The organism is Sinorhizobium kostiense (genome assembly GCF_017874595.1).
Lineage (GTDB): Bacteria > Pseudomonadota > Alphaproteobacteria > Rhizobiales > Rhizobiaceae > Sinorhizobium > Sinorhizobium kostiense.
Window position 1 is genome coordinate 32,530 of the sequence record NZ_JAGILA010000003.1, and the last position, 19,698, is coordinate 52,227.

Annotated in this window: 19 protein-coding genes; 12 read left to right on the plus strand and 7 right to left on the minus strand. The window is 56.9% G+C overall.

The window, feature by feature from the left end; genetic code table 11:
* Nucleotides 1-860: 860 nt before the first annotated feature.
* The gene (locus J2Z31_RS12930; RefSeq protein ID WP_234939426.1) at nt 861-1,613 is read left to right on the plus strand and encodes a LuxR family transcriptional regulator; all 753 of its coding nucleotides are present in this window, start codon (nt 861-863) and stop codon (nt 1,611-1,613) included.
* A gap of 213 nt (nt 1,614-1,826) precedes the next feature.
* On the opposite strand, the gene J2Z31_RS12935 is transcribed toward J2Z31_RS12930, so the two are convergent.
* From J2Z31_RS12935 to J2Z31_RS12945, 3 genes are all read right to left on the minus strand, one after another.
* A complete protein-coding gene (locus J2Z31_RS12935) occupies nt 1,827-2,435 on the minus strand; it encodes a hypothetical protein (RefSeq protein ID WP_209602332.1) in 609 nt (202 codons plus the stop codon).
* Nucleotides 2,436-2,963: 528 nt separating this feature from the next.
* Nucleotides 2,964-4,499 carry a class I adenylate-forming enzyme family protein gene (locus tag J2Z31_RS12940; RefSeq protein ID WP_209602333.1) on the minus strand — a complete coding sequence of 512 codons (1,536 nt, stop codon included), beginning with the start codon at nt 4,497-4,499 and terminating at the stop codon, nt 2,964-2,966.
* Nucleotides 4,500-4,756: 257 nt separating this feature from the next.
* Nucleotides 4,757-6,154: an aminotransferase-like domain-containing protein gene (locus J2Z31_RS12945; protein ID WP_209602334.1), complete on the minus strand. Its 1,398-nt coding sequence runs from the start codon at nt 6,152-6,154 to the stop codon at nt 4,757-4,759.
* Between the two features lie 754 nt (nt 6,155-6,908).
* Here J2Z31_RS12945 and J2Z31_RS12950 point away from each other — a divergent pair.
* The 3 genes from J2Z31_RS12950 to J2Z31_RS12960 are packed head-to-tail and all read left to right on the plus strand — an operon-like array spanning nt 6,909 to nt 10,496.
* On the plus strand, nt 6,909-8,387 hold the full coding sequence (locus J2Z31_RS12950; RefSeq protein ID WP_209602335.1) for an acetyl-CoA carboxylase biotin carboxylase subunit: 1,479 nt from the start codon (nt 6,909-6,911) through the stop codon (nt 8,385-8,387).
* Nucleotides 8,384-8,887 carry an acetyl-CoA carboxylase biotin carboxyl carrier protein subunit gene (locus J2Z31_RS29770; RefSeq protein WP_209602336.1) on the plus strand — a complete coding sequence of 168 codons (504 nt, stop codon included), beginning with the start codon at nt 8,384-8,386 and terminating at the stop codon, nt 8,885-8,887. Before J2Z31_RS12950 ends, J2Z31_RS29770 begins: the two co-directional genes overlap by 4 nt.
* Nucleotide 8,888: 1 nt before the next feature.
* Nucleotides 8,889-10,496 (plus strand): acyl-CoA carboxylase subunit beta, encoded by a 1,608-nt coding sequence (locus tag J2Z31_RS12960; protein ID WP_209602337.1) that lies wholly within the window; start codon nt 8,889-8,891, stop codon nt 10,494-10,496.
* Between the two features lie 442 nt (nt 10,497-10,938).
* Here the strand turns inward: J2Z31_RS12960 and J2Z31_RS12965 are convergent, their stop codons facing one another.
* The 3 genes from J2Z31_RS12965 to J2Z31_RS12975 form a co-directional block, all read right to left on the minus strand.
* Complete coding sequence (locus J2Z31_RS12965; protein WP_209602338.1) at nt 10,939-11,373, minus strand: type II toxin-antitoxin system HicB family antitoxin; 435 nt, start codon at nt 11,371-11,373, stop codon at nt 10,939-10,941.
* Between the two features lie 5 nt (nt 11,374-11,378).
* On the minus strand, nt 11,379-11,567 hold the full coding sequence (locus J2Z31_RS12970; RefSeq protein WP_081160236.1) for a type II toxin-antitoxin system HicA family toxin: 189 nt from the start codon (nt 11,565-11,567) through the stop codon (nt 11,379-11,381).
* A 541-nt stretch (nt 11,568-12,108) separates the two neighbouring features.
* Nucleotides 12,109-12,828 (minus strand): GntR family transcriptional regulator, encoded by a 720-nt coding sequence (locus J2Z31_RS12975; RefSeq protein WP_209602339.1) that lies wholly within the window; start codon nt 12,826-12,828, stop codon nt 12,109-12,111.
* A 647-nt stretch (nt 12,829-13,475) separates the two neighbouring features.
* On the opposite strand from J2Z31_RS12975, the gene J2Z31_RS12980 reads away from it, so the two are divergent.
* Both J2Z31_RS12980 and J2Z31_RS12985 read left to right on the plus strand, forming a co-directional pair.
* On the plus strand, nt 13,476-13,667 hold the full coding sequence (locus J2Z31_RS12980) for a recombinase family protein (protein WP_408022032.1): 192 nt from the start codon (nt 13,476-13,478) through the stop codon (nt 13,665-13,667).
* Between the two features lie 2 nt (nt 13,668-13,669).
* On the plus strand, nt 13,670-13,936 hold the full coding sequence (locus J2Z31_RS12985) for a DUF3102 domain-containing protein (RefSeq protein WP_209602340.1): 267 nt from the start codon (nt 13,670-13,672) through the stop codon (nt 13,934-13,936).
* Here J2Z31_RS12985 and J2Z31_RS12990 read toward each other — a convergent pair.
* The gene (locus J2Z31_RS12990; RefSeq protein ID WP_209602341.1) at nt 13,896-14,096 is read right to left on the minus strand and encodes a TM2 domain-containing protein; all 201 of its coding nucleotides are present in this window, start codon (nt 14,094-14,096) and stop codon (nt 13,896-13,898) included. The genes J2Z31_RS12985 and J2Z31_RS12990 overlap by 41 nt on opposite strands.
* A gap of 150 nt (nt 14,097-14,246) precedes the next feature.
* Here J2Z31_RS12990 and J2Z31_RS29235 point away from each other — a divergent pair, with 150 nt between their 5' ends.
* The 6 genes from J2Z31_RS29235 (at nt 14,247) to J2Z31_RS13020 (ending at nt 19,698) form a co-directional block, all read left to right on the plus strand.
* Complete coding sequence (locus J2Z31_RS29235) at nt 14,247-14,645, plus strand: sunset domain-containing protein (protein WP_234939427.1); 399 nt, start codon at nt 14,247-14,249, stop codon at nt 14,643-14,645.
* Between the two features lie 236 nt (nt 14,646-14,881).
* A complete protein-coding gene (locus J2Z31_RS13000) occupies nt 14,882-15,241 on the plus strand; it encodes a hypothetical protein (RefSeq protein WP_234939428.1) in 360 nt (119 codons plus the stop codon).
* 643 nt (nt 15,242-15,884) lie between these two features.
* Nucleotides 15,885-16,724: a phosphoenolpyruvate mutase gene (gene aepX / locus J2Z31_RS13005; RefSeq protein WP_081160225.1), complete on the plus strand. Its 840-nt coding sequence runs from the start codon at nt 15,885-15,887 to the stop codon at nt 16,722-16,724.
* A gap of 69 nt (nt 16,725-16,793) precedes the next feature.
* The gene (locus J2Z31_RS13010) at nt 16,794-18,002 is read left to right on the plus strand and encodes an aminotransferase class I/II-fold pyridoxal phosphate-dependent enzyme (RefSeq protein WP_209602342.1); all 1,209 of its coding nucleotides are present in this window, start codon (nt 16,794-16,796) and stop codon (nt 18,000-18,002) included.
* A 29-nt stretch (nt 18,003-18,031) separates the two neighbouring features.
* Entirely contained in the window at nt 18,032-18,847 is an 816-nt protein-coding gene (locus J2Z31_RS13015) for a phosphocholine cytidylyltransferase family protein (RefSeq protein WP_209602343.1), read from the plus strand.
* A complete protein-coding gene (locus J2Z31_RS13020; RefSeq protein ID WP_234939429.1) occupies nt 18,847-19,698 on the plus strand; it encodes a CDP-alcohol phosphatidyltransferase family protein in 852 nt (283 codons plus the stop codon). Before J2Z31_RS13015 ends, J2Z31_RS13020 begins: the two co-directional genes overlap by 1 nt.

Genomic DNA, 19,698 nt, shown 5'->3' on the forward strand with positions numbered 1-19,698 from the left:
TGCCCAAATGACGTGCCGGGCCGCCATCGCTTTCCTTGACCAGGGGACGACCGACACGCTTTGAACTTCTTTCGGGCAGGTTTGTCGCATTCGATTGGCAAGCTTAGAAAAGACGTCGCGCTGGAGACAACGAGGCAGTTGGTGGGCGGGTAGATGCGGAATGGTCGGCTGCATCGCGTAGAGGCAGTTTGTCCTAGGGCAGCAGCGTGTAACGCCGGAAAGCGACCATCTCCGCTTCCTCCTCGACCGACAGAACCACGGAGCTGGGCTCTTTCGGACCTATCACCAGGTTAGCGGTCTAAGTTCATCTTCGCGTTGGCCCGCTTCGCAAGAACCCTCAGGCTGCTCGACTATTTTGATCGCCCCGCGTATCGCCTCTGTCGTCGTGGGGCTTCCATGTGGGGATTTGCCCCACGCGAAACTATCCAACCTCGAGAAGACTGCACCATCAAGATCCGGGACCAACATCTAATGGCTGCTGCCTTATGGCGGGTTTGTCGGGTCTGCGACATTGTGATGTCAACCTGACTCTTGCTGCAACCTCGTTAAGTCATTGACTAAGATGGAGAAGAGTTTTTCCGATGTTCTTTTTGCGAGGTTGGCACGACCTTTGAAAGTCCTTCGACGCGGTTCACCAGAGAACCGCGCATTACTCGGATCCGCATCGTTACTGTTTGGCGATGCTGTCTATCGGCGACGATGCACTAGCCGCAGTCGCTGCAGTCGTAGCTTGTGCTTCAGTGACAGTTTGCGGGGCATGAAGGTGTGGAGGAGCTATGGAACGCCCTCGGATGACTACGCTCTCTCAGGTTCGAGGGCCGAGGGGTATAGTATCCAATCAGCTCTCGTTGGTCCCGTCGATGCATTCGTTCGACGCAGCCAAGGAGGCGTTTCCGGGCGAACTCGGCCGATTTCTAGATCAGACTGACGGTGTTGCTCGATCCGAGCAACTGTTCGACCTGCTATCGGCTTTTGCCCTTCAGTATGAGTGCCCGTGGGTTGCCTATAGTTCCCATTCAGCCGACCAGATCCTGAAGTCCCGACGGGCGCCGTCCCTCATGAGCTATCCTGATGAATGGCAGGAACATTATGTCCGTACAGGTTATGACAGCATTGATCCCATCATCAAAAGGAGTCGAAAAGAGTTGGGCGCCTTTCGATGGAGTGAGGTGTACAACGGCGTAAGCACAACGGAAGCGGAACGGCGCTTTTTCGACGAGGCCGCAACGTTTGGTCTAAAGTCGGGCATCAGTGTTCCATTGCACGGCCCCGGCGGCGGCTTCTCCATCATGAGCTTTGCTCGACCCTCCTGCCGAGAACTCCAAAACCAAACAATCACCTACTTGCAAGTTGCCGCGTTACATTTCCATCTGAGACTCGCGCGGATCGTGAATTCGCGTTGTATTCAGAAAGCTCCTAACCTTTCTCTCAGGGAGCAAGAGTGTCTTCTGTGGGCGGCAAGAGGGAAATCGTCTTGGGATATAGGAGTTATTCTGGGGATTTCAGAGAACACGGTGAATTTCCACATGAAGAAGGTATTGCGAAAACTGGATGTCACCAGTAGAACGGTTGCCGCTATAAAAGCAGCAACCCTCGGAATTATCGAATTGTAAAATCGGCGTCGGAAGCGAAAAGGCCGCTCGAGCCGCTGTCTTCACGGCGATTCTGATCATGACGCCAAGGTTGACGATGTCGATCCACAGGCCGACTAGCCGATGTCCTCGCTCGTGGCGCCGACACGCTAATTGCCAAGCACGCGCAATTCCGCCCGTTCGGCGGCTGACGTCCTGCAGCATCTCCCTGGTCCAGTGTTAGGTGACGCGAGCTCACGAAACGTCGAAACGCTCAAGCATCTTTTTGAGCTGAACGTTCTGCAGATAGAGTTTTTGAGCCAGCCGTAGTCGCAGCTCTTTGATTTCCTCGTCGAGGATTGCCGCTTCGTTGAAGAAAGGATCCCCGGAAGACGAGGGTTGTACGCCTTGCGCTTCATTTGTGGCGACCGCGCTTCGCGCAACCACCTGGGCGCGCGCTCTCTTCGAACGCTCTCGACGCTCGATCCGCGGTTTTCTTTCGGGCGTTTTGCCTTTTTCGCTTTTCGACACCGATGCCTTCCGCTGGCGCCCCGAACGCTGCGCTTCACTCGGCGCAGGGGTTTCAGCCTCTTGGATATCAATCGGCGAGCTCATTGCCTGCGTGAGATTGGGGTCGCTTGTCGGCTTATTCGACAACATCGACACTTGATCAATCGGGCCGTGTGCATCCTGATCAGGTGCGCTGGAAGCTTCTGTTGGATTATCGGACGGAAGTGCCGACTTGTTTTCCGCTTCGTTTTCGAGACCCTCGGGATCAGCGTCATTCGTAACCGAATTCTCTTGCACTTTCGCCGGTTGTCGCCGCGACGACAATTGAACAAGAAATCTCCACGGTGATTTCATAGTGTTCCTACCTCGAAAAACGTGGACTGCGATCCCGCTGCAGCCCTGTACCTTCAACCGCCGTTCGGCCGGGCATTGGGACGCGCGGCCAGCGACTATCTCCCGTACTCAACATGAACTGAGGATCCTTGTCTCTACAAGAGCCTTTTCGACCCGAAGGGCTTGGTGACGTAATCGCGGGCGCCGGCTTTGACTCGGGCACCTGGTCAGCCTCAACAAGGTCGTCACCCCTGATGATGATCGGAAGATTTACCTTGGCGGCAAAATCCCTAACGAGCCGAAGACCATCTTCTCGGCCAAGGCTCAAATCATTGCTAGATCGATCGGCTCGGAAGCCATTTTTGCCGACAGCCTGCTGGGCGTTTTCGACCGCTGGAAGCCCTCGCCTGCGCCTTGGATGCGATCGAGCAGTCCGGCAAGTCTTTGCGAACTCCCGTTGCTCATCGTTGAGCACACGGTTTGGCGCATGTTGAATGGCAGTCCACTGGCAACCGCAAATGATGCCCACTTCCCTTGACGCCCCGGTCATCAGTTGCTGCCTTCTCGTTCACCGGATTGCGCTTCAAGCTCTCTCAAAATCGAGTGCTGAATCTTGCCCAACGCTGTTCGCGGCAATTCGCTCGTGAAAATGAACTCCCGCGGGACCTTGAAGCGGGCGACCTGCGGCTGCACATGCGCCGCCAGTGCTTCCGCTTCGATCCGTGCCCCCGCCCGCCTGACCACGTAGGCGACCGGCACCTCGCCCCAGTGCGAATCAGGCCGACCGACAATGGCGCATTCCTCGACATCAGGGTGCTCCCCGAGCACACGCTCGACTTCGGCCGGATAGATGTTTTCTCCGCCGGAAATGATGACGTTCTTTTTGCGATCGCGGACTTGAAAATGGCCGTCGGCATCGCAGTGCCCGATGTCGCCAGTGCGATACCAGCCGTCACGCAGTGCCTCGCGGGTCGCTTGTTGATCGCCCCAGTATTCACAGAAGACATTCGGGCCACGCACTGCGATTTCGCCTGGGGCACCCGCCGGCAACTCCTTGCCGGCGTCATCGATGATCGTCGCCTCGCAGCATAGGCCCGGCAGGCCAGTGGACTCGCGGCGCGAGAGGTCACCCCCAAGCCTCGTATAGATAGCGATGGGACACGTTTCTGTAGAGCCATAGACCTGCAGGACCGGTACCCCACGGGCGGTAACGCGTTCGATGAGGGCCTGAGACACGATCGTCGAGCCGGTCGAAACAGCCTTCAAGGAAGACAGGTCGGCGGTCGACCATGCGGCGTGGTCGGTCAATGCCTGGATGGCCGTCGGTACCAATGCCGTCAGCGTTGGCCGATCACGCTCAAATGCAGCAAGTGTCGCGTCTGCCGCAAATCGGGAATGGATAGTGACCGTCGCACCATGGTGCAAAGCCGGAGTGGTCTGAATGTTAAGCCCGCCCACGTGAAAGAACGGCAATACCGACAACACATGATCTTCCGACGTCAGAGCATGCATGTGCTGACTCATCACCCCGTTCCAGAGCAATGCTTCTTGTCGGAGGACCGCGCCTTTCGGCCGCCCGGTAGTGCCGGAAGTGTAGATGATCAGAAGCGGGCAGCTCAAGTCAGCATGTGAGTTGCGGCTATCGTCGCTGCCTTGGTCTAACAGCTTACCCCATGTGCTCCCGCGAGGGGGCGTGAAGTCCAGGCCGACGACCGAGGTGTCGGGCAGTGTTTGTGACAGACACGGCAGAAGCGCGTTGAAGGCCTGCTCGACCACTAATACCTTTGCTCCGGCATTGGACAAGATGAAGAGCTGCTCAGCCGGCGCCAGCCGCCAATTCAAAGGCAGCATAATCGCGCCAAGACGCGCACAGGCATAGAGAAGAATTAGATATTCAGGCCGGTTGAGGCTGAGGATGGCGACGCGGTCGCCTTTAATGACCCCGAGCTCTTTGTTCAGGGCGCGCGCGGTTTGCTCGATGCGTCCGCGCAAAGCGGCATAGCTCAAGGTCTCGCCCTGGAAGTGAATTGCGGGCTTGTTTGGAGAAAACGCCGCATTGCGGTCAATCAGTGTGCAGAGATCCATTGTCACCTATCCCTTCTGTCTGGAGCCGCATGAGACTTTTCCGACGCGGTTAAGGCCACACAACCCTTTCGAGCGATTGAGGTACGGGTGGTTCTTCAGCTTGGCTAGGTTGTCTTCAACTCCCGCAAAGCAAGCTGTTGGTACGCTCAATTGACATGCCAGATTCGAACACAAGACGTTTGTGGCCAGCCAGGCAATCGGGAGAGAAACAAAAGGAGGCTTAAGCATGCAAACGCCCCTTTTTGTTCGGGCCCACCTTACGCATTCAGGTTGTCCCCTAGGCCTTTTGTCGTCGCCATCGTCCCCTGCCCCAGTTGAACTTGTAGAGCAGCAATCTCCCTTAATGCTGCGCTAAGTTCGAGGCGCGTAGGACCACCCAGGCAAAGGCGAATGCCGCTTTGATCATTTCCGTCCGACAGAGAGACCGCGGGATCGGTGACCATTATCCCGCGTTCGCGGGCTGCGCTGGCGAGTGCGACTGCCGCAGAGTGGCGCATCGACAGAAACATGTGGAACCCGCTGCCGATCCACGCATCGCTTATCGAGGAGAAGATTGAAGCTGCTACCTTGTTGCGAACAGCCGCTTCCGCGCTTGTGGTTCTCGAGATATGTGATGCCACCCCATCCGCTATCCATTTGTGTACGATAAGCCTGGATATTGGAGAGTCAGTTGCACCTTGGGCGCGGAGCACGCGCACTAAGTTGTCCAGCTGATGAGATGGAGCAATCAGAACACCAAGGCGCAGCCCCGGTGTGAACAGTGTCGCGAAGCTGTTTATGTAGTAGGTTCGTTCAGGCGCTAGATCGAGAAAGCAAATGCGATCATGCGCTGCGAAGGATGCGTACACGTCGTCTTCGATTATCAATATGTCTCGGCGCTGGCAAATGACGGCAATGTCCTTGATCCGTGACCGCGACATCGTCCTGCCGGTTGGATTCTGCGCGGTTGGGTTGGTGAACAGCACGAGGCGCTTCTTCCTCGAAGCGACCTCGCATGCGATCCGCTCGAGGGCTTCTGGGAGAAGGCCTTCTGGATCAGTGTCAATTCCGACCAGCTCCATGCCGAGCAAATGTGAAATCCTCACGAGCCCGGGAAACGGCAACTCGTCAGTTGCTAAGCAAATGTCCGGAGCGACCAGTGCGGTCAGCACCGTCGAAAGAGCATGTTGACCGCCATTGCAAAAGATCATGCGTTCGGCGTCGGCCGAGACGCAATAGTGCTGAAGCCATCCCGCAACCGTCATACGTTGATCGAGGGTTCCCTTTGGGAAGGTGCACGCTCTGTAGGTGTCAGCGTCAATGGTTGTGGCAAGCGAGGCCAACGTCCCGCTCAGCAGTTTCTCCGAAATGACGTTCGGAGGCACATTTGAGCTCAGATCGACCATTTTTCTGGTGGTCAGGATTTTGTTCGTCGCGAACATTCCGCGTCCGTGGAAGGATGAGGCAAGGCCTTGGCGCGCCAAGAGCCCGTAGGCCTTTGTCACGGTGCCTAGCCCCACTCCCAGTCGGTAGCTCAGGTCCCTCTGCGCCGGCAGGCGGGATCCGGGAGCGATTTTGCCATTGACCAGATCCTCCGCGATTGCGGCCGCCAAGCGCTGGTACACGGGCTCATCGCCGGGTGCGATCCAAGGCTCCCAAGGTGATTTCATCAGCATGCAGATACCCAAAAAAGTGTCACGGGACACAATAAGTGTGGCCTTACAGCGTCTCCCAGTATAGCTTCCGCAGTTGGTTTACAAGTATAGGAGAGTATCATTGATCTTACACACCGATGAATCAGACAGACGATTGTTGAAGAGAGCAGAGAACGACTCATTGTCAGATGACAATACTGAGAAATTGGCGTGAAGCGCAACCTATTTTCGGCTATTAGTCCAAGTACTACTTTCCTAACGACGCAACTTTTCGGAAGTCAATGAGGTTATACTAAATAGCTCCAGGTCCGAAGTGGTGATGGTGGTTTGAAAGTAGGGGTGGAACCGGTATTCGACTCGTTCGATGTCTCCGGTACCAGCCTGATCGAGAGAAGGCTCATGCCAACAGGCGCAAGTGAAATACGCATGCGAAATGGCACCTATGGAACAGGCGCGCTCCGTCTCTGCTGTCCATGTGCCCACCAGGGAGGGCATTACACCAACCGAAAGTGTCGCGCCCAAGTGGGCTCGTTGCTTACGCTATTGAGGCATTGCCGCTGCTCAGCGATGGCCGGCCGGCTTCGGTATGCTGCGGATGACGCTACCGCTGCCATCAAAGCATCGACCAAAGGGAGGTTGTGACAACGGGGGATCAATTTTGACTCCGCCCCTCCATGGGAGATTTGCGGTAAGCGATAAGGGAGGTTGAGGGCAGTACCAGGCGCCCGCGAAAACGGGAATGCTAATTCAGCTCTAAGGTTAGACAGATAGGCGAATGCGAAATTTACCCTTTGATACAGTTCTGATCGCCAATAGAGGCGAGATAGCCGTACGCATCATCAAGACCCTGCGCGAGCTGGAACTGCGCTCCGCAGTTGTGTACCACGATCTGGATGCCGGAGCGCCGGCGGTCTCAATGGCCGACATGGCGATTCCCATAATCGGTCGCATGCCAGTCGCGGCCCATCTTGATACCGCACAAATCATTGCTGCCGCCCGCGAGGCGAGCGCCGGGGCGATTCACCCAGGCTATGGATTCCTATCAGAGAATGCGGATTTCGCGAGGGCGGTGGTCGAGTCTGGGTTCGCCTTCGTCGGGCCCACTCCTGAGATCATCCACTTGATGGGCGACAAAATTCAGGCCCGCAACTTCGTTCAGCGGAACGGATTTCCGGTCGTACCGTCAGCGATCGAAGAAGATGACCCAGCATCGTTCATCCAGAGGGCGCGATCCATTGAAGGGCCTTTGCTGGTGAAAGCATCGGCCGGCGGCGGCGGCAAGGGCATGCGGATCGTCCGCGACCTCGACACCTTGGAAGACGCCATTGCGCAGGCACGCAGTGAGGCGCAGCGCTACTTCGGGGATGGCCGGCTCTACATCGAACGATACATCGAAAAGCCACGGCATATCGAAGTGCAGCTGCTCGGCGACTGCTTCGGAAACGTCGTTCATTTGTTCGAGCGGGAATGCTCGGTCCAACGCAGATTTCAGAAGGTCATCGAGGAGGCGCCCGCGTCGACGCTTTCCCCGGGGTTGCGCGAGAGAATCTGCGAAACTGCCGTGAGCATCGCTCGCGCCGCTAACTATCGAAATGCCGGCACTGTGGAATTCATCGTTCACGGAGGAGAGTTCTATTTCCTCGAGATGAATACGCGCCTGCAGGTGGAGCATCCCGTCACCGAAATGATCACTGGCATCGATATTGTCGCCGAACAGCTCTATGTCGCCGGAGGCTACGAGCTTAGATTTTCACAGCCAGATATCGTGTCGACAGGACACTCAATCGAAGCGAGAGTGTATGCCGAAGCTCCTGAACGCGGCTTTGCTCCCACGACGGGGAAGGTACTGGTGCTCGACTATCCCAGCGGTCCAGGCCTACGGATCGACAGTGGCATCTCGCAAGGTCAGCAGATAACGACAGCCTTCGATTCCCTGTTGGCAAAGGTGATCGTCCATTCGAGCACGCGTAATGAGGCTGCGCTAACGGCCCAACGCGCGATGCAGGAGCTGGTGCTCCTCGGCTGCGAAACAAACGCGAGCTTTCTCGCCTGCGTCCTTGCCGACGAGCAATTTCTAAGGGGACAGGTTCATACTGGATATCTCGACGAAAATCCGCAGCTGACCGCCTGCGACTCCGCGTCCGACTTGTCGACCTTCCTGGCAGCCGCCGCTCTCCTGACGAGACCGGTCCGAGATTCGGCAGATGCCGTACCTGAGCTTCACGCCTCTCTGGGCGGCTGGAGAAACGCGTGAACCACGTTTTCGAGCTTGAAGGCGTAGATTATCAGTTGTGGCTTTCACGCTGGCAGCAGGGATATCGCCTCCATTTCGGCGACGAAGTACTTGCATCACTCGACCTCTCCCATCAGGGCGACGGCTGCGGCCTTCTTACCGTAGCGGGCGCGAGCGAGCCGGTCAGGTTCGCCGTCGATGGTGACACAATTCATTTGCATATTCGCGGCAGAACGCGCGTTCTGCGCTACCGCGACCCATTGTCAGCCCACGCTCTCGTCAAAAAGGATGCAGGTCTTCTCGTGGCGCGCGCGCCTATGCCAGGAGTCGTCGTTCAAACGTCGGTTTCGGCTGGCGACCAAATTTCCGCAGGCACCGCGCTGATGGTGATCGAGAGCATGAAGCTGGAAAGCGTCATACGCTCCCCACAGGACGGGGTGGTCGACCGAATTCACTTTAACGAAGGCGAGAGCTTCGAGCATGGCGCGGTACTAGTTACAATCACAGAGGAAGGGCATTGAGATGCAGCGCCTCGCTTCACTCATTGATGTGAACTCGCGAGAATTTCGCCTCAACGAGCTCCACAACAGAAGACTCGCGGCCGAATTAAAGGAGCGCCAGCGTGCGGTCCGTTTAGAGCGTCCCGAGCGCGATCGCGAGCGCCTACGGCGACAAAACAAGCTTTTTGTTCGTGACCGGGTCGAGGCTCTGCTCGATCCAGAAACTCCTTTCCTCGAACTTTCGACCCTGGCTGCGAACGCGGCTTACGACGGAGAGGTGCCAAGCGCAGCGCAAGTCGTCGGCATCGGCATCGTCGCGGGACGCGAAGTGATTGTTCACGCTGATGACTCGAGCGTGAAGGGTGGTGCATGGTATCCGCTGTCCGTCAAGAAGATCGTCCGATCCTTGGATATAGCAATCGAAAATCGTCTGCCCGTCGTTCATCTTTGCGACTGCGGCGGTGGATTTCTGCCTCTGCAGGCGGAATTCTTCGCGGATCGCCACCACGCGGGCAGAATCTTCCGCAACCAATCCATTCTCTCGAAGATGGGCGTGCCGCAGGTCGCTCTTGTGGTGGGACAGTGCATTGCAGGAGGGGCCTACGTTCCTGCGCTTAGCGAGTACAACGTTATCGTCCAGGGAAGCGGAGCGATATTTCTGGGCGGTCCATCGGTCGTGCAAGTTGCGACTGGCCAGCACGTGTCTGTCGACGAGCTCGGCGGTGCTGACATGCAAACCAGTGTATCGGGAACGGCCGACCATCTCGCGGACTCAGAGATGCACGCGATCGCGATTGCGCGCGACATAGTTGCCCGTTTCAAACATCCCGAGAAGGCCTCGATCGATCGAGTCGCTCCGGAGCCGCCCGCCTATGATGCGTCGGAACTGTACGGCATAATTCCAAGAGACCCTCGAGTGCACTTCGATATGCGGGAGATTCTCGCGCGCCTGGTCGATGGCAGCAGGTTCCATGAATACCAGCCGCGCTACGGCCGGTCTCTGGTGTGCGGATTCGCGCGCCTTCATGGATACCAAATCGGCGTTCTGGCGAACAATGGCGTGCTGTTCGACGACAGTGCGCTGAAGGGCGCTCATTTCATCCAATTGTGCGATATGAATCGGACGCCCCTCTTATTCCTGCAGAACATCACGGGCTTCATGGTCGGCAGGGAATACGAGCGGCGTGGCATTACCAAAAACGGCGCCAAGCTACTCATGGCCGTGTCTGGAGCGGCGGTGCCCAAATTCACCGTCATTTGTAACCACTCTCACGGTGCGGGGACCTTCGCCATGGCAGGACGCGCTTTCGATCCGCGTTTTCTGTTCACATGGCCGCAGGCTCAGATTTCAGCCATGGGTGCCGATCAGGCGACGCGAGTGCTGACAGATGTCAAAGCAAAGCAACTGGCGGTCGATGATAGGCCGTTATCGGCGCAGGATTACGAAGCCACCAGACAGTCGATTTTGGAAGAATATAGGAAGCGATCGAGCGCTTACTACGCAACCTCTGAAATCTGGGACGACGGGATTCTTGATCCTGTCGACACCAGAACCGCGCTCGCAATCGCCGTGAGTGCTTCGCTCAATGCTCCCATCGAGACACCACATTATGGCATCTTTAGAATGTAGTGTTTACAAACCGGTGAGCACGCCATTTCCGAGGCTCCTAGCACGCCTCGTTCCCCGAACCTTGGTTATTTCTGCATCCGCTCTGGCTATTCGAACGCCTTTTGCCGGTCGCCCGCATCCCCGTTGCCGCGATCGCTTCCGTGGCGCACACCGAAGACCAGATCAAGGCGAATGCCGCGGCCGGGCGAGCGTATTTCAACCCGCGGAGCATCTTCATCTGAGGGAGCTTTTGGCAAGCGGATCTCTATGGAGAAGAGCAAATCTGGAAGCCAGGCCAGTTCCTCCTCCGAAACAAGTGGCCAGTAACGGGATGTTCTCGGACAAGCTCTTGCACCCCCCTTCGGCGGCGTTTTTATTGCCTATAGGGCAGACACTTCCTCCCAAACGAAATGGGGACCCATGGCTCGGGAAACCCGTCCCGTCGCCCTCTCGGAGTCCACTTCTAAGCCGACAGACGCTCTTCCGCGTAGTTGTAGTCGTCGTTCATCTGCTCGATCTCGTGCTTGGCAGCACGAGCCAAGAACCCCGAGCGCGTCAAGCCATGAGCTTCCGCGAACGCATCGATCTCCTCGAGGACATCTTCCGGAAGCGTAACGTTGACGCGAACAGCCTTTTTGGCTTCGGTCTTCACCGCCACGAGAATTGCCACACCGTCCCTGTTCTCAGGGTCGGCCATAACTGCTTCAAGGGAAGACGGCTCCGGAATCGCTTCACCATCCTCGACGAGACCTTCGATATGCAAGGACAAGGCCTCTTCAGCCATGGCCCGAGCGTTATCGAGGTCTGTGCCAGCAGTTACGACGCCAGGAAAATCGGGGAAGGAAACACCGTAGTCGCTCTCGGCATCCTTGTGGATCAATCCGATGTAGTTGCGCATGGTCGTTACCTCAGTCTTAGGCCGGATTGCTTTTCAATGCTCCTAAGGGTGCCTGTTGGCAAATCCCTCTTCGGATGAGGAACGGTGACCCGGCCTGGCTTCTCTGGATGCTTAAATTGAACATGGCTGCCCTTTCGGGCAACCTCGCACCAACCATCCTCCTGCAATGCTGCAATTATGTCGCCGCTCCTCATAACAGCATAGATACACACTAGTGTGTATTAATCAATAACTTGTTGACGGAAATGTTCCTACGGCATCTCCGATTTCGCGCCGATTCGGTCTTCGGAAATGACGTTCGCCCGATTCGGTGCGTTGCGGGCGGGCAGACCCCGCCCGCCCCATGCGACGGTTCACCTCGGGTCCTGCCGGTGATCAGGAGCCTAATAGCGTCCGTAAGATCGGTGGAGAACGCGTGAAACTCGTCATCTCGAAAGAAGCCGTGAACAAATCGACGCCCCGGCGACGATCCTGCAGCCTTGGAGGACATCACGATCTCGGCTAATTCCCGGCGGCTAGACGGCGCTGACCGACGAGTCTGGCGCGAGGCTCGTCCACCGGGCGAGTGAGGATTTGACGGAATTCAGCCACATCAGGTGATGGGCGAAAAGACTTTCGCTCGAAGCAGCCCCTCCTATGGCGCCATCCATGCGCATGGTGGTGAACTTGCGCGCGCTTAAGGCATCTTCACCAGGACTTGTTCAGGAGCTGCATTCTTCAATATGTAGGACTAGCTCACAAACTGCCCGCACTAAACGAGAGGCCTGCCATCTTCTTCTTGCCTATTTCTTGAATAGCATGCGGTATAGCTCGCTGTTCTAAATCGAGGTGATTCATCAGTGCGGATTTCACGAGGCTCGTTTCCCTGCCAAGCATCGCCATCGCGTCTGTTAGAGTTGCGAGACTTGTTCTGAGGGTAGCGGCATATTCAGACGCGGCCATTTCCATCCGTAAAGGGTGGGAGCAAAAACAGAATTTCTCAACGATCAGACAAGCCTCGCAATTCGATGCTCCTTGACCAATTTCCATGAATGCTGCCTCTGTTCGAATTGCAAGTTCGGCAGCAGACAGTTCATCACAGGGGACAGTGCGATAAACGCGGTCAGCGCTTGTATGGGATAGTGCAAGAGTGAGAGCATTGCGCCCTACGGCATAAGAGTCTAACAGCGCCCACTCGACCAGAGGCAACGTGAAATAGCCCTTCTTGGAAAGGGATAAGACCTTCCCTTCCGCAGCAAGTCGGATAAGTGCTTCACGCAAGGGAGTTCGACCTACATTGAGTTTGGACGCGAGTTCCTTTTCTCTTAAATGTTGGCCTGGCAGGAGTGTACAGCTCCTGAGCAATTGAAGCACCGCGTCGTAAGCTGCTTCAGTTTTTCCGCGCGTTGGGGGGTCGACAGAAAGCTTCTGTATTTCGGTTCCACGACACTCGGCCAACTTTTCGCATAGCCACATCCGATGCTCTCCCGTTCTCAACGTCCTCTAAAACGAGGCCGTCTGCACATGTAAGAAACTTCGTGGCAGGCTTCTCATAACCAGGTGGGAACAGTCAGATCGCAAGCGGTGAGCGAAAGGAGAGTGACCTCGATCCACCACCATGTGCATCGCTTCCAACGGTGCCGCGTTTCCATTTAAGGCGCACAATTGGGACCAAGCAAGCACCACTTCGATCCGGCGGGGCGCTCGATGTAACCTAACGCGAAGGCCACTCGATCTTTACAAGCTCGCGTAGCGGGAGGCTTGCCGAAGCAGCTGTCGAGTCCTGATCTGCTCAATCTCTTCCTGAAGGATCGAATACTCAAACCATGCGCCGTGCTCGTGGCTATGAACAACATACACAGATTGTCCCTCGCGGCTTAGCTTTGCCCACTTCTCCTCATGGTGACGGCGGGACTGTTCAATTTGCCGTTCCACGCGCCAGATTCGGATTTGCTCCCTCAGCCTTCTCAACACGATCTAAAGCGGCTCCTTCAGTTCCCACGCGGGAAAGCGTGGGCGAGCGCATCGTGAGCGTGCAAGACGGGGAGAAACAAAAAACCCCAAATCGCGAGCCGCTTTCTCCAGCATCGTGAGAATATCCCGCAAGGCGGAGGGGAAAAGCCATGCTGCGATATGTCGTCTACACCCGCGTGTCGACCGAGGGCCAGGGCAAGTCCGGGCTCGGTCTCGAGCCTCAGGAGCGGGATATCGGTATCTTCCTCGATCGCTTCAGCGCCGTCCCTTATGAGATCATCGGACGCTTCCAGGATCTCGGCAGCGGCGCCAACAACGGTGGCCCGGCAACGAAGCGCTGATCATGAAGGCGAAGCTTCCTCGAGGCGAATTCAAACCATGGCTTCAAACGCAATGCGAGGTGGTCGAGACCACGGCGAACGTCTACATGCGTGTTGCCAGGCTCTATGGCGACAATGAAGCGATGCTCGACAACGTTCAGGCGACCGGTCTGTTGATCCTGTCCAAGACCAAGACGCCGGCCGTCGTCCGCGATACTGTCGAGGCGATCGTCGCGAAAGGTGGCTATGTCACACGGGAGAGGGCGAGAGCAACACACCCACGACCATAAGCGCCAATATCGCCAGCCCTGACCCGATCCGGCCGATATAGAATCGGTGAGCTCCCAGGCCACCGAAGAAGAGCCAAAGCAGATAGGCCACCCCAATGGATTTTGCTTCGTTGGTGACGCGTTGCTCAATGAGGATTTGCTCTGCGGTGGAAAGATCCATGGATTGCCCCCCTACTCAATACAACCAAGTCTTGAAGGGTCGCACGGCGCCGGTTGCAGTCAAGGATTAGGGCACCGCCCAAACGGAGTATTTGATTTCATTGCGAGTTCAGACATTGTGGGAAGAGTGTTGAGGAGGGGCGGGTCTTCCATGGCTTTCCTGGGTGATGTTCTCGACCAAGCGACGGTTCTCAGTCTGCTGGCCGGCATTCTTGTTGGAGTGCCTGCCTATTTTACGGTGTCAGGCCTCATTCGACGTCGTCGACCACCGCCAGCGCCGCAGAGATCACGACCGCGCAGGAAGAGCAGTCGGATTCCCCGCATCGCCATTCCTGCAGCAATTGCTCTCTTTGGCGTTTCTGAATACGTGCCGCTGATCCCCGGTTGCGACATCAAAGGCAACATCAGCCAAAACAGTGGAGAGCGGATCTACCATCTCCCAGGACAGGAATATTACAGCCAGACGCGCGTCAGTTACCTCCACGGGGAGCGGTGGTTCTGCTCCGAGGAGGCGGCTCGTGAAGCCGGATGGCGCAAGGCATACAACTAGGGCCCTCAGCGCGATCCAACAAAAACGCCGGGGCAAGCCCGACCCTCTCGTTGTCCCCCATACCGATGCCAGCACATCCGTGGTCAACAGCACTGGTTGGGGGACCATGTGCCCCCAATGTACGCGCTGATCGAATTTTAACCAAACCGGAAACGGTGAGGTCGAATCAATACGACCCGCGGCTTTAGCCTTTTGTTTTCCGTTCGTTGATACCCTCGGGCGCATTTGGAGGGGCAATGAAAAGCAAAATCACTGCATCAGCGTTTCTGATGACGCTCGCAATTTCCTCGCTGGCTAGCTCGGGCGCATGGGCCTATTGCTCAGAGCCGAGCGCTCCATCCTGTGCCGATGGTTATGGAAGCTTCCAAGACGAATGGGAGTTTAACAGCTGCAAGAGCGACATGGAGACATACAAGTCGGAAATCGAAGACTTCATCAGTTGCAAGCAGCGAGAAGTCGATGAAGCCAATGAGGCCGCTCGGAAAGCTGCGGAAGAGGCGGAGGATGTTGCGAGACGTGCGCGCAACGCGGTTGAACAGGCCACATCCGACTACAACGATGCGGTAAGAGATTTCAACACGAGAGCCAGTAACTAGATCGACCACCCATGAGCGTCCCCACAGCGGGAAAACGCTTCGGCAAGTCTTTCCCGGTGTCTCTTGCCGGCACGATGCCGGACGGTGGAAATCGGCCTCCTACAGAGCGATTTTGAGCGGGAACTACGCTTTAGCCGCCGCTAGCAGCACATCGCGAATCCAATCGCTCAACGTTGCCGTTCCTGCGGCCCGAGCGGCGGATGCAAGCCTTTCCATTTCGTCATGCGTCAACATCACGACCAGGCGCTTATCGCGCTTCAAGTGCGCCGGTACGGGCGGCCTACCCAGCGCGTGGTCATTCGCCTGAGCATCGGTCACGGCGGAGGAACAGTTTGGCTGCGCAGGATTGCCCTGGTCCACCGGCGAAACTGGGTTCCAGCCTGCATATAGGCGCCGTTGTCCGATATATTTTTTGAAATATTCTTGGATATATCAAGACATACCGCGTGTAGTATATAATAATTTTCTTGATATTCGTTAATATGGCCTGAAATATATTAGGACTCTGAGTTTTTGCTATTGCTATACTCCACGAACACATTCATTCTGAGTTTTCATCAGGAGGAATGCAGTGAACCAGACAGTTTACATTCCCAAACCGGTAGGTCCTCTTGAGGATCCGACGACAACGCTCCTCGAGTTGATGCTGTCGAGTGACCTCACGTTTCTCATGGAGGCGCATGACGGAATTTCGTCGGCGATCGCCGCACAGGCGGGCTTCAAAGGCCTTTGGGCTTCCGGCCTTTCGATCTCGTCGGCGCTCGGTTATCGCGATGCGAACGAGGCGAGCTGGACCGACCTGGTTGGCGTTGTGGAACGGATGGCCGATGCAAGCGGGCTACCAATCCTTGTCGACGGCGATACCGGCTTCGGCAATTTCAACAATGCGCGCCTGCTGGCGACGAAACTCCTGCAGCGCGGCGCCGCCGGCGTCTGCCTGGAAGACAAGACATTTCCAAAGATGAACTCCTTCGTCGGCAGCCGCCATCCGCTCGCCGATGTGAGCGAGTTCTCCGGGCGACTGAAGGCGGTGAAAGATGCGACCGGGAACGATCTCGTTCTAGTCGCCCGGATTGAGGCGCTGATCGCCGGCTATGGCCTCGACGAGGCGCTGCTGCGTGCGGACGCCTACGCGGACGCCGGCGCGGATGCGGTTCTGATCCATTCGGGCAAGAGCGATGCTCACGAAATCCTGGCCTTCGCGCAGCAATGGAACCAGCTGCCGATCGTAATCGTGCCGACGAAGTATTACCGTACGCCGGTCGATACTTACCGGAAGGCAGCCATCTCGACGGTGATCTGGGCCAATCATGCGATGCGCGCTGCGGTCGCCAGTATGCGTGCAGTCTGCGGTCGCATCGTCGCCGAGGAGAGCATTGCCGGGATTGAGCCTGAGGTCGCCACGCTCGACGAGGTGTTAGATCTCCTGCGTTATGACGAATTGGCATCGGCCGAGGATCGCTATCTGCCAAAGCCTGGGTGACGGCGCTGGCGGACGCCTGTCCGCCCGAGAAACGGTACCGCCAATAAAAATGGCTGTAAGGAGGCGCGCATGCTCGCGCAAAGGATGACTCTACTCTCGGGATCGGGCACGGCAGCGGCTCGCGACGCGGCCAAAGTTGCCGCAGCAACCGGAAGGCAGATTGTCGATCTTGCCGCCGGCGAGGTGATCATCGCGCCGCCGAGAACGGTACGAGAAGGCGCCATCGCGGCGATCGAGGCCGGGACCAACCGATACACCGACTCGATTGGTATCTCGCCGTTGCGGGGGGCCATTGCCGAAAAGCTGACGAAGAATACGCGCGTTGCATGGACTGCCGAGAATATCGCCGTCACCAACGGAGCGAAGCAAGCTCTACTCGATGCGGCTTTTGCGATTCTCGATCCCGGCGACGAAGTCATCATCTTCCGCCCATGCTGGCCGACATTTCCGTCGCAGGTGCTGCTTGCTGGCGCCAAGCCGGTATTCGTTGATGTGAAGGCGCCCGACTACATTCCGTCGATCGAAAGCATTCGTGCAGTCGTCTCGTCGCGAACGAAGGCAATTATTCTCAATTCGCCGAACAATCCGACGGGCGCCGTTTATGACCGGGCGACCTTGCGAGCGATCGGCGACCTGGCCATTGGCTACAAACTGTGGATCGTTTCGGACGAATGCTATTCGAACTTCGTTTTCAGCGATCAAGGACACGAATCGATCGTCACGAGTCACCCCGGCATCCGCTCGCGGACGGTTCTCGTCAACGCCTTCTCGAAAGAACTCGCGATCACAGGATGGCGTCTCGGGTACTTCGCTGCACCTCCGGAAATTGTTTCTGCAGCAAAGAAGCTGCAGAGCCATACGACCTCAAATGCCAATGTGATCGCTCAGCACGCGATCTTGCATCACCTTTGTGTTTCGGACGGGACATTCGAGCGAGAGATGCACGAACGGCTAGCGAAAACGCGCCAGGACGGCCTCAAGATACTGCTAGGGCTTGTCGATGTTGATGTGCCTCGGGCCGATGGATCGTTCTTCTTCTATCTCGATCTGAGCGGACTACTTGCGAAACTACCCGCCGGCAGCTCATTCCGAAGCGCGAACGACATTTCGCGGGTTCTGCTTGAAGCGGCCGGTGTGGCCTCTGTTGCCGGATCAACCTTTGGCGACCCGAACGGCCTACGTCTTTCGTTTGGCGCCCCGCCCGAGCGGTTGATCCCCGCGCTCGAGAAGGTGGTCGCGACGCTCAATTCATTGAAAAATCGTCAGTCCGCCGCCTGATTCCAGTCGCCCAAAGCGGAGAACAAAAAATGACAAAAATAAAGCAGGCGGTGATCTTGGCGGCGGGTCTTGGCTCCCGTCTTCGCCCCTATACGGACCTTGTGCCAAAGCCGCTTGTAGAGGTGCTTGGAACGCCGATCCTTCACAACACCCTGAACCAGCTCTCCGACCACTGCGTGCGCGAGGCGACGATCGTTGTCGGCTACAAGCAGGAGGCGATCCGAGAGGCTTGCGGCCATCGGTTTAAAGATGTTGACATTGCCTATGTCACCAATCCCATCTTTGATCGCACGGGCAGCGCTTACTCGTTGTGGCTGGCGCGCGACACACTTCTTTCCGGCGACACAGTGTTAATCGAGGGCGATGTCTTTTTTGAGAGTGAGGTACTGAAACGTACGCTCCACACTCGTTCGTCGGCTGACCAGAATCTTGCAGCCGTCGCCTCGTTTACCGCAGACATGAGCGGCTCAGCGGTGAACCTCGACGCCAATGGCCAAGTGACGACGTTCATCATGAACCAGACGCCTCAAGCCGCGCAAGCGCGTAGCCTCTTTAAAACCATCAATGTCACCGCATTTTCAGCCGCGACCTCGCGCACCTCGTTGGTGACGGCGTTGCGACGAGCCATCCAGGTGGGCGCCATTAAGGCCTATGTCGAAGAAATCCTAGCGAGCTTGATCGATCGCGGGGAACTTGCACTCTCGGCGGTCGACTGCTCCGGTACCCGTTGGTTCGAGATCGACAGCGAAACCGATTTGCGGATTGCCGAAGGCCTTTTCGCAGGCGGTCTCGCCAGCCATTGTAAGGCCCATGTTCGCACAGAACTCATCGAAGGATTGAGGTGATGCCTTCTCACCTGCGCCGCACGATCGTCCCTCCACCACAACATCTTCAGGGTTTGTGCCATCGAGCCCTACACAGAGGAACTGCTATCCAGCCTCAATCAGCAGAAGGCCCGCAGATTGCGGCCGGCAAGTGTGACGATCTCAAATGGAACGAGACCGAAAACGAGAACGACCTGGGCATTGTGGAGGCGATGTTTCGTCAGCGATTTCGCGTGCTGACAACCTGGTCCTGGAGAACCGAGATGCTTCGTTACCTTATCGATCCCGCCAACGCAGTCACTTCCTTCGGCATTCTCTCATCTGGCGTGGCCCTGTATTTAGCACTCCGAGGACATATAGAGGCCGCCACGGCGATCGGTCTTTGGGCGATGCTCGCAGATCAGCTCGATGGGATTCTGGCAAGAAAAACGCCTGGGCGTTCCCCTGATGTCGCCGCTATCGGCAAGAGCCTTGATGGGTTCTCCGATATTATCTATGGCGCCGTTCTGCCAAGCGTAGTGATCCTCGCGTTGTTGGAGGACAGCCTTGCTTCATTACTGATCGTTCCGCTCATGCTCCTCGCCGGGTCGATTAGGCTCAGCTACTTCAACAGCTATGGTCTTTCGAATGGCAACTTTACCGGCGTTCCCCTGTCATACGACCTGCCGATCCTTGCCCTATTCTTTCTCGTCCGCGCATGGCTACCCGAAAATGTCTTCTCGCCGCTCGTGGTCATGGCCTTCATTCTGCTGGCAGGTCTTCATGTGTCTTCCCTGCGGATCCCAGCTCCCGGTCGGGCGATGTATCTCGGCCTAGTGATCTACAGCACGCTAGCTTCTAGCACCTTGCTCGCAAGGGCGTTCCTTTCGTAG

Bases quoted from the DNA above. Each gene is read 5' to 3' on its own strand.
- J2Z31_RS12930 (WP_234939426.1), top strand. From the start codon at position 861: ATGCATTCGTTCGACGCAGCCAAGGAGGCGTTTCCGGGCGAACTCGGC.
- J2Z31_RS12935 (WP_209602332.1), bottom strand. From the start codon at position 2,435: ATGAAATCACCGTGGAGATTTCTTGTTCAATTGTCGTCGCGGCGACAA.
- J2Z31_RS12940 (WP_209602333.1), bottom strand. From the start codon at position 4,499: ATGGATCTCTGCACACTGATTGACCGCAATGCGGCGTTTTCTCCAAAC.
- J2Z31_RS12945 (WP_209602334.1), bottom strand. From the start codon at position 6,154: ATGCTGATGAAATCACCTTGGGAGCCTTGGATCGCACCCGGCGATGAG.
- J2Z31_RS12950 (WP_209602335.1), top strand. From the start codon at position 6,909: ATGCGAAATTTACCCTTTGATACAGTTCTGATCGCCAATAGAGGCGAG.
- J2Z31_RS12960 (WP_209602337.1), top strand. From the start codon at position 8,889: ATGCAGCGCCTCGCTTCACTCATTGATGTGAACTCGCGAGAATTTCGC.
- J2Z31_RS12965 (WP_209602338.1), bottom strand. From the start codon at position 11,373: ATGCGCAACTACATCGGATTGATCCACAAGGATGCCGAGAGCGACTAC.
- J2Z31_RS12970 (WP_081160236.1), bottom strand. From the start codon at position 11,567: ATGAGGAGCGGCGACATAATTGCAGCATTGCAGGAGGATGGTTGGTGC.
- J2Z31_RS12975 (WP_209602339.1), bottom strand. From the start codon at position 12,828: ATGTGGCTATGCGAAAAGTTGGCCGAGTGTCGTGGAACCGAAATACAG.
- J2Z31_RS12980 (WP_408022032.1), top strand. From the start codon at position 13,476: ATGCTGCGATATGTCGTCTACACCCGCGTGTCGACCGAGGGCCAGGGC.
- J2Z31_RS12985 (WP_209602340.1), top strand. From the start codon at position 13,670: ATGAAGGCGAAGCTTCCTCGAGGCGAATTCAAACCATGGCTTCAAACG.
- J2Z31_RS12990 (WP_209602341.1), bottom strand. From the start codon at position 14,096: ATGGATCTTTCCACCGCAGAGCAAATCCTCATTGAGCAACGCGTCACC.
- J2Z31_RS29235 (WP_234939427.1), top strand. From the start codon at position 14,247: ATGGCTTTCCTGGGTGATGTTCTCGACCAAGCGACGGTTCTCAGTCTG.
- J2Z31_RS13000 (WP_234939428.1), top strand. From the start codon at position 14,882: ATGAAAAGCAAAATCACTGCATCAGCGTTTCTGATGACGCTCGCAATT.
- aepX (WP_081160225.1), top strand. From the start codon at position 15,885: ATGCTGTCGAGTGACCTCACGTTTCTCATGGAGGCGCATGACGGAATT.
- J2Z31_RS13010 (WP_209602342.1), top strand. From the start codon at position 16,794: ATGCTCGCGCAAAGGATGACTCTACTCTCGGGATCGGGCACGGCAGCG.
- J2Z31_RS13015 (WP_209602343.1), top strand. From the start codon at position 18,032: ATGACAAAAATAAAGCAGGCGGTGATCTTGGCGGCGGGTCTTGGCTCC.
- J2Z31_RS13020 (WP_234939429.1), top strand. From the start codon at position 18,847: ATGCCTTCTCACCTGCGCCGCACGATCGTCCCTCCACCACAACATCTT.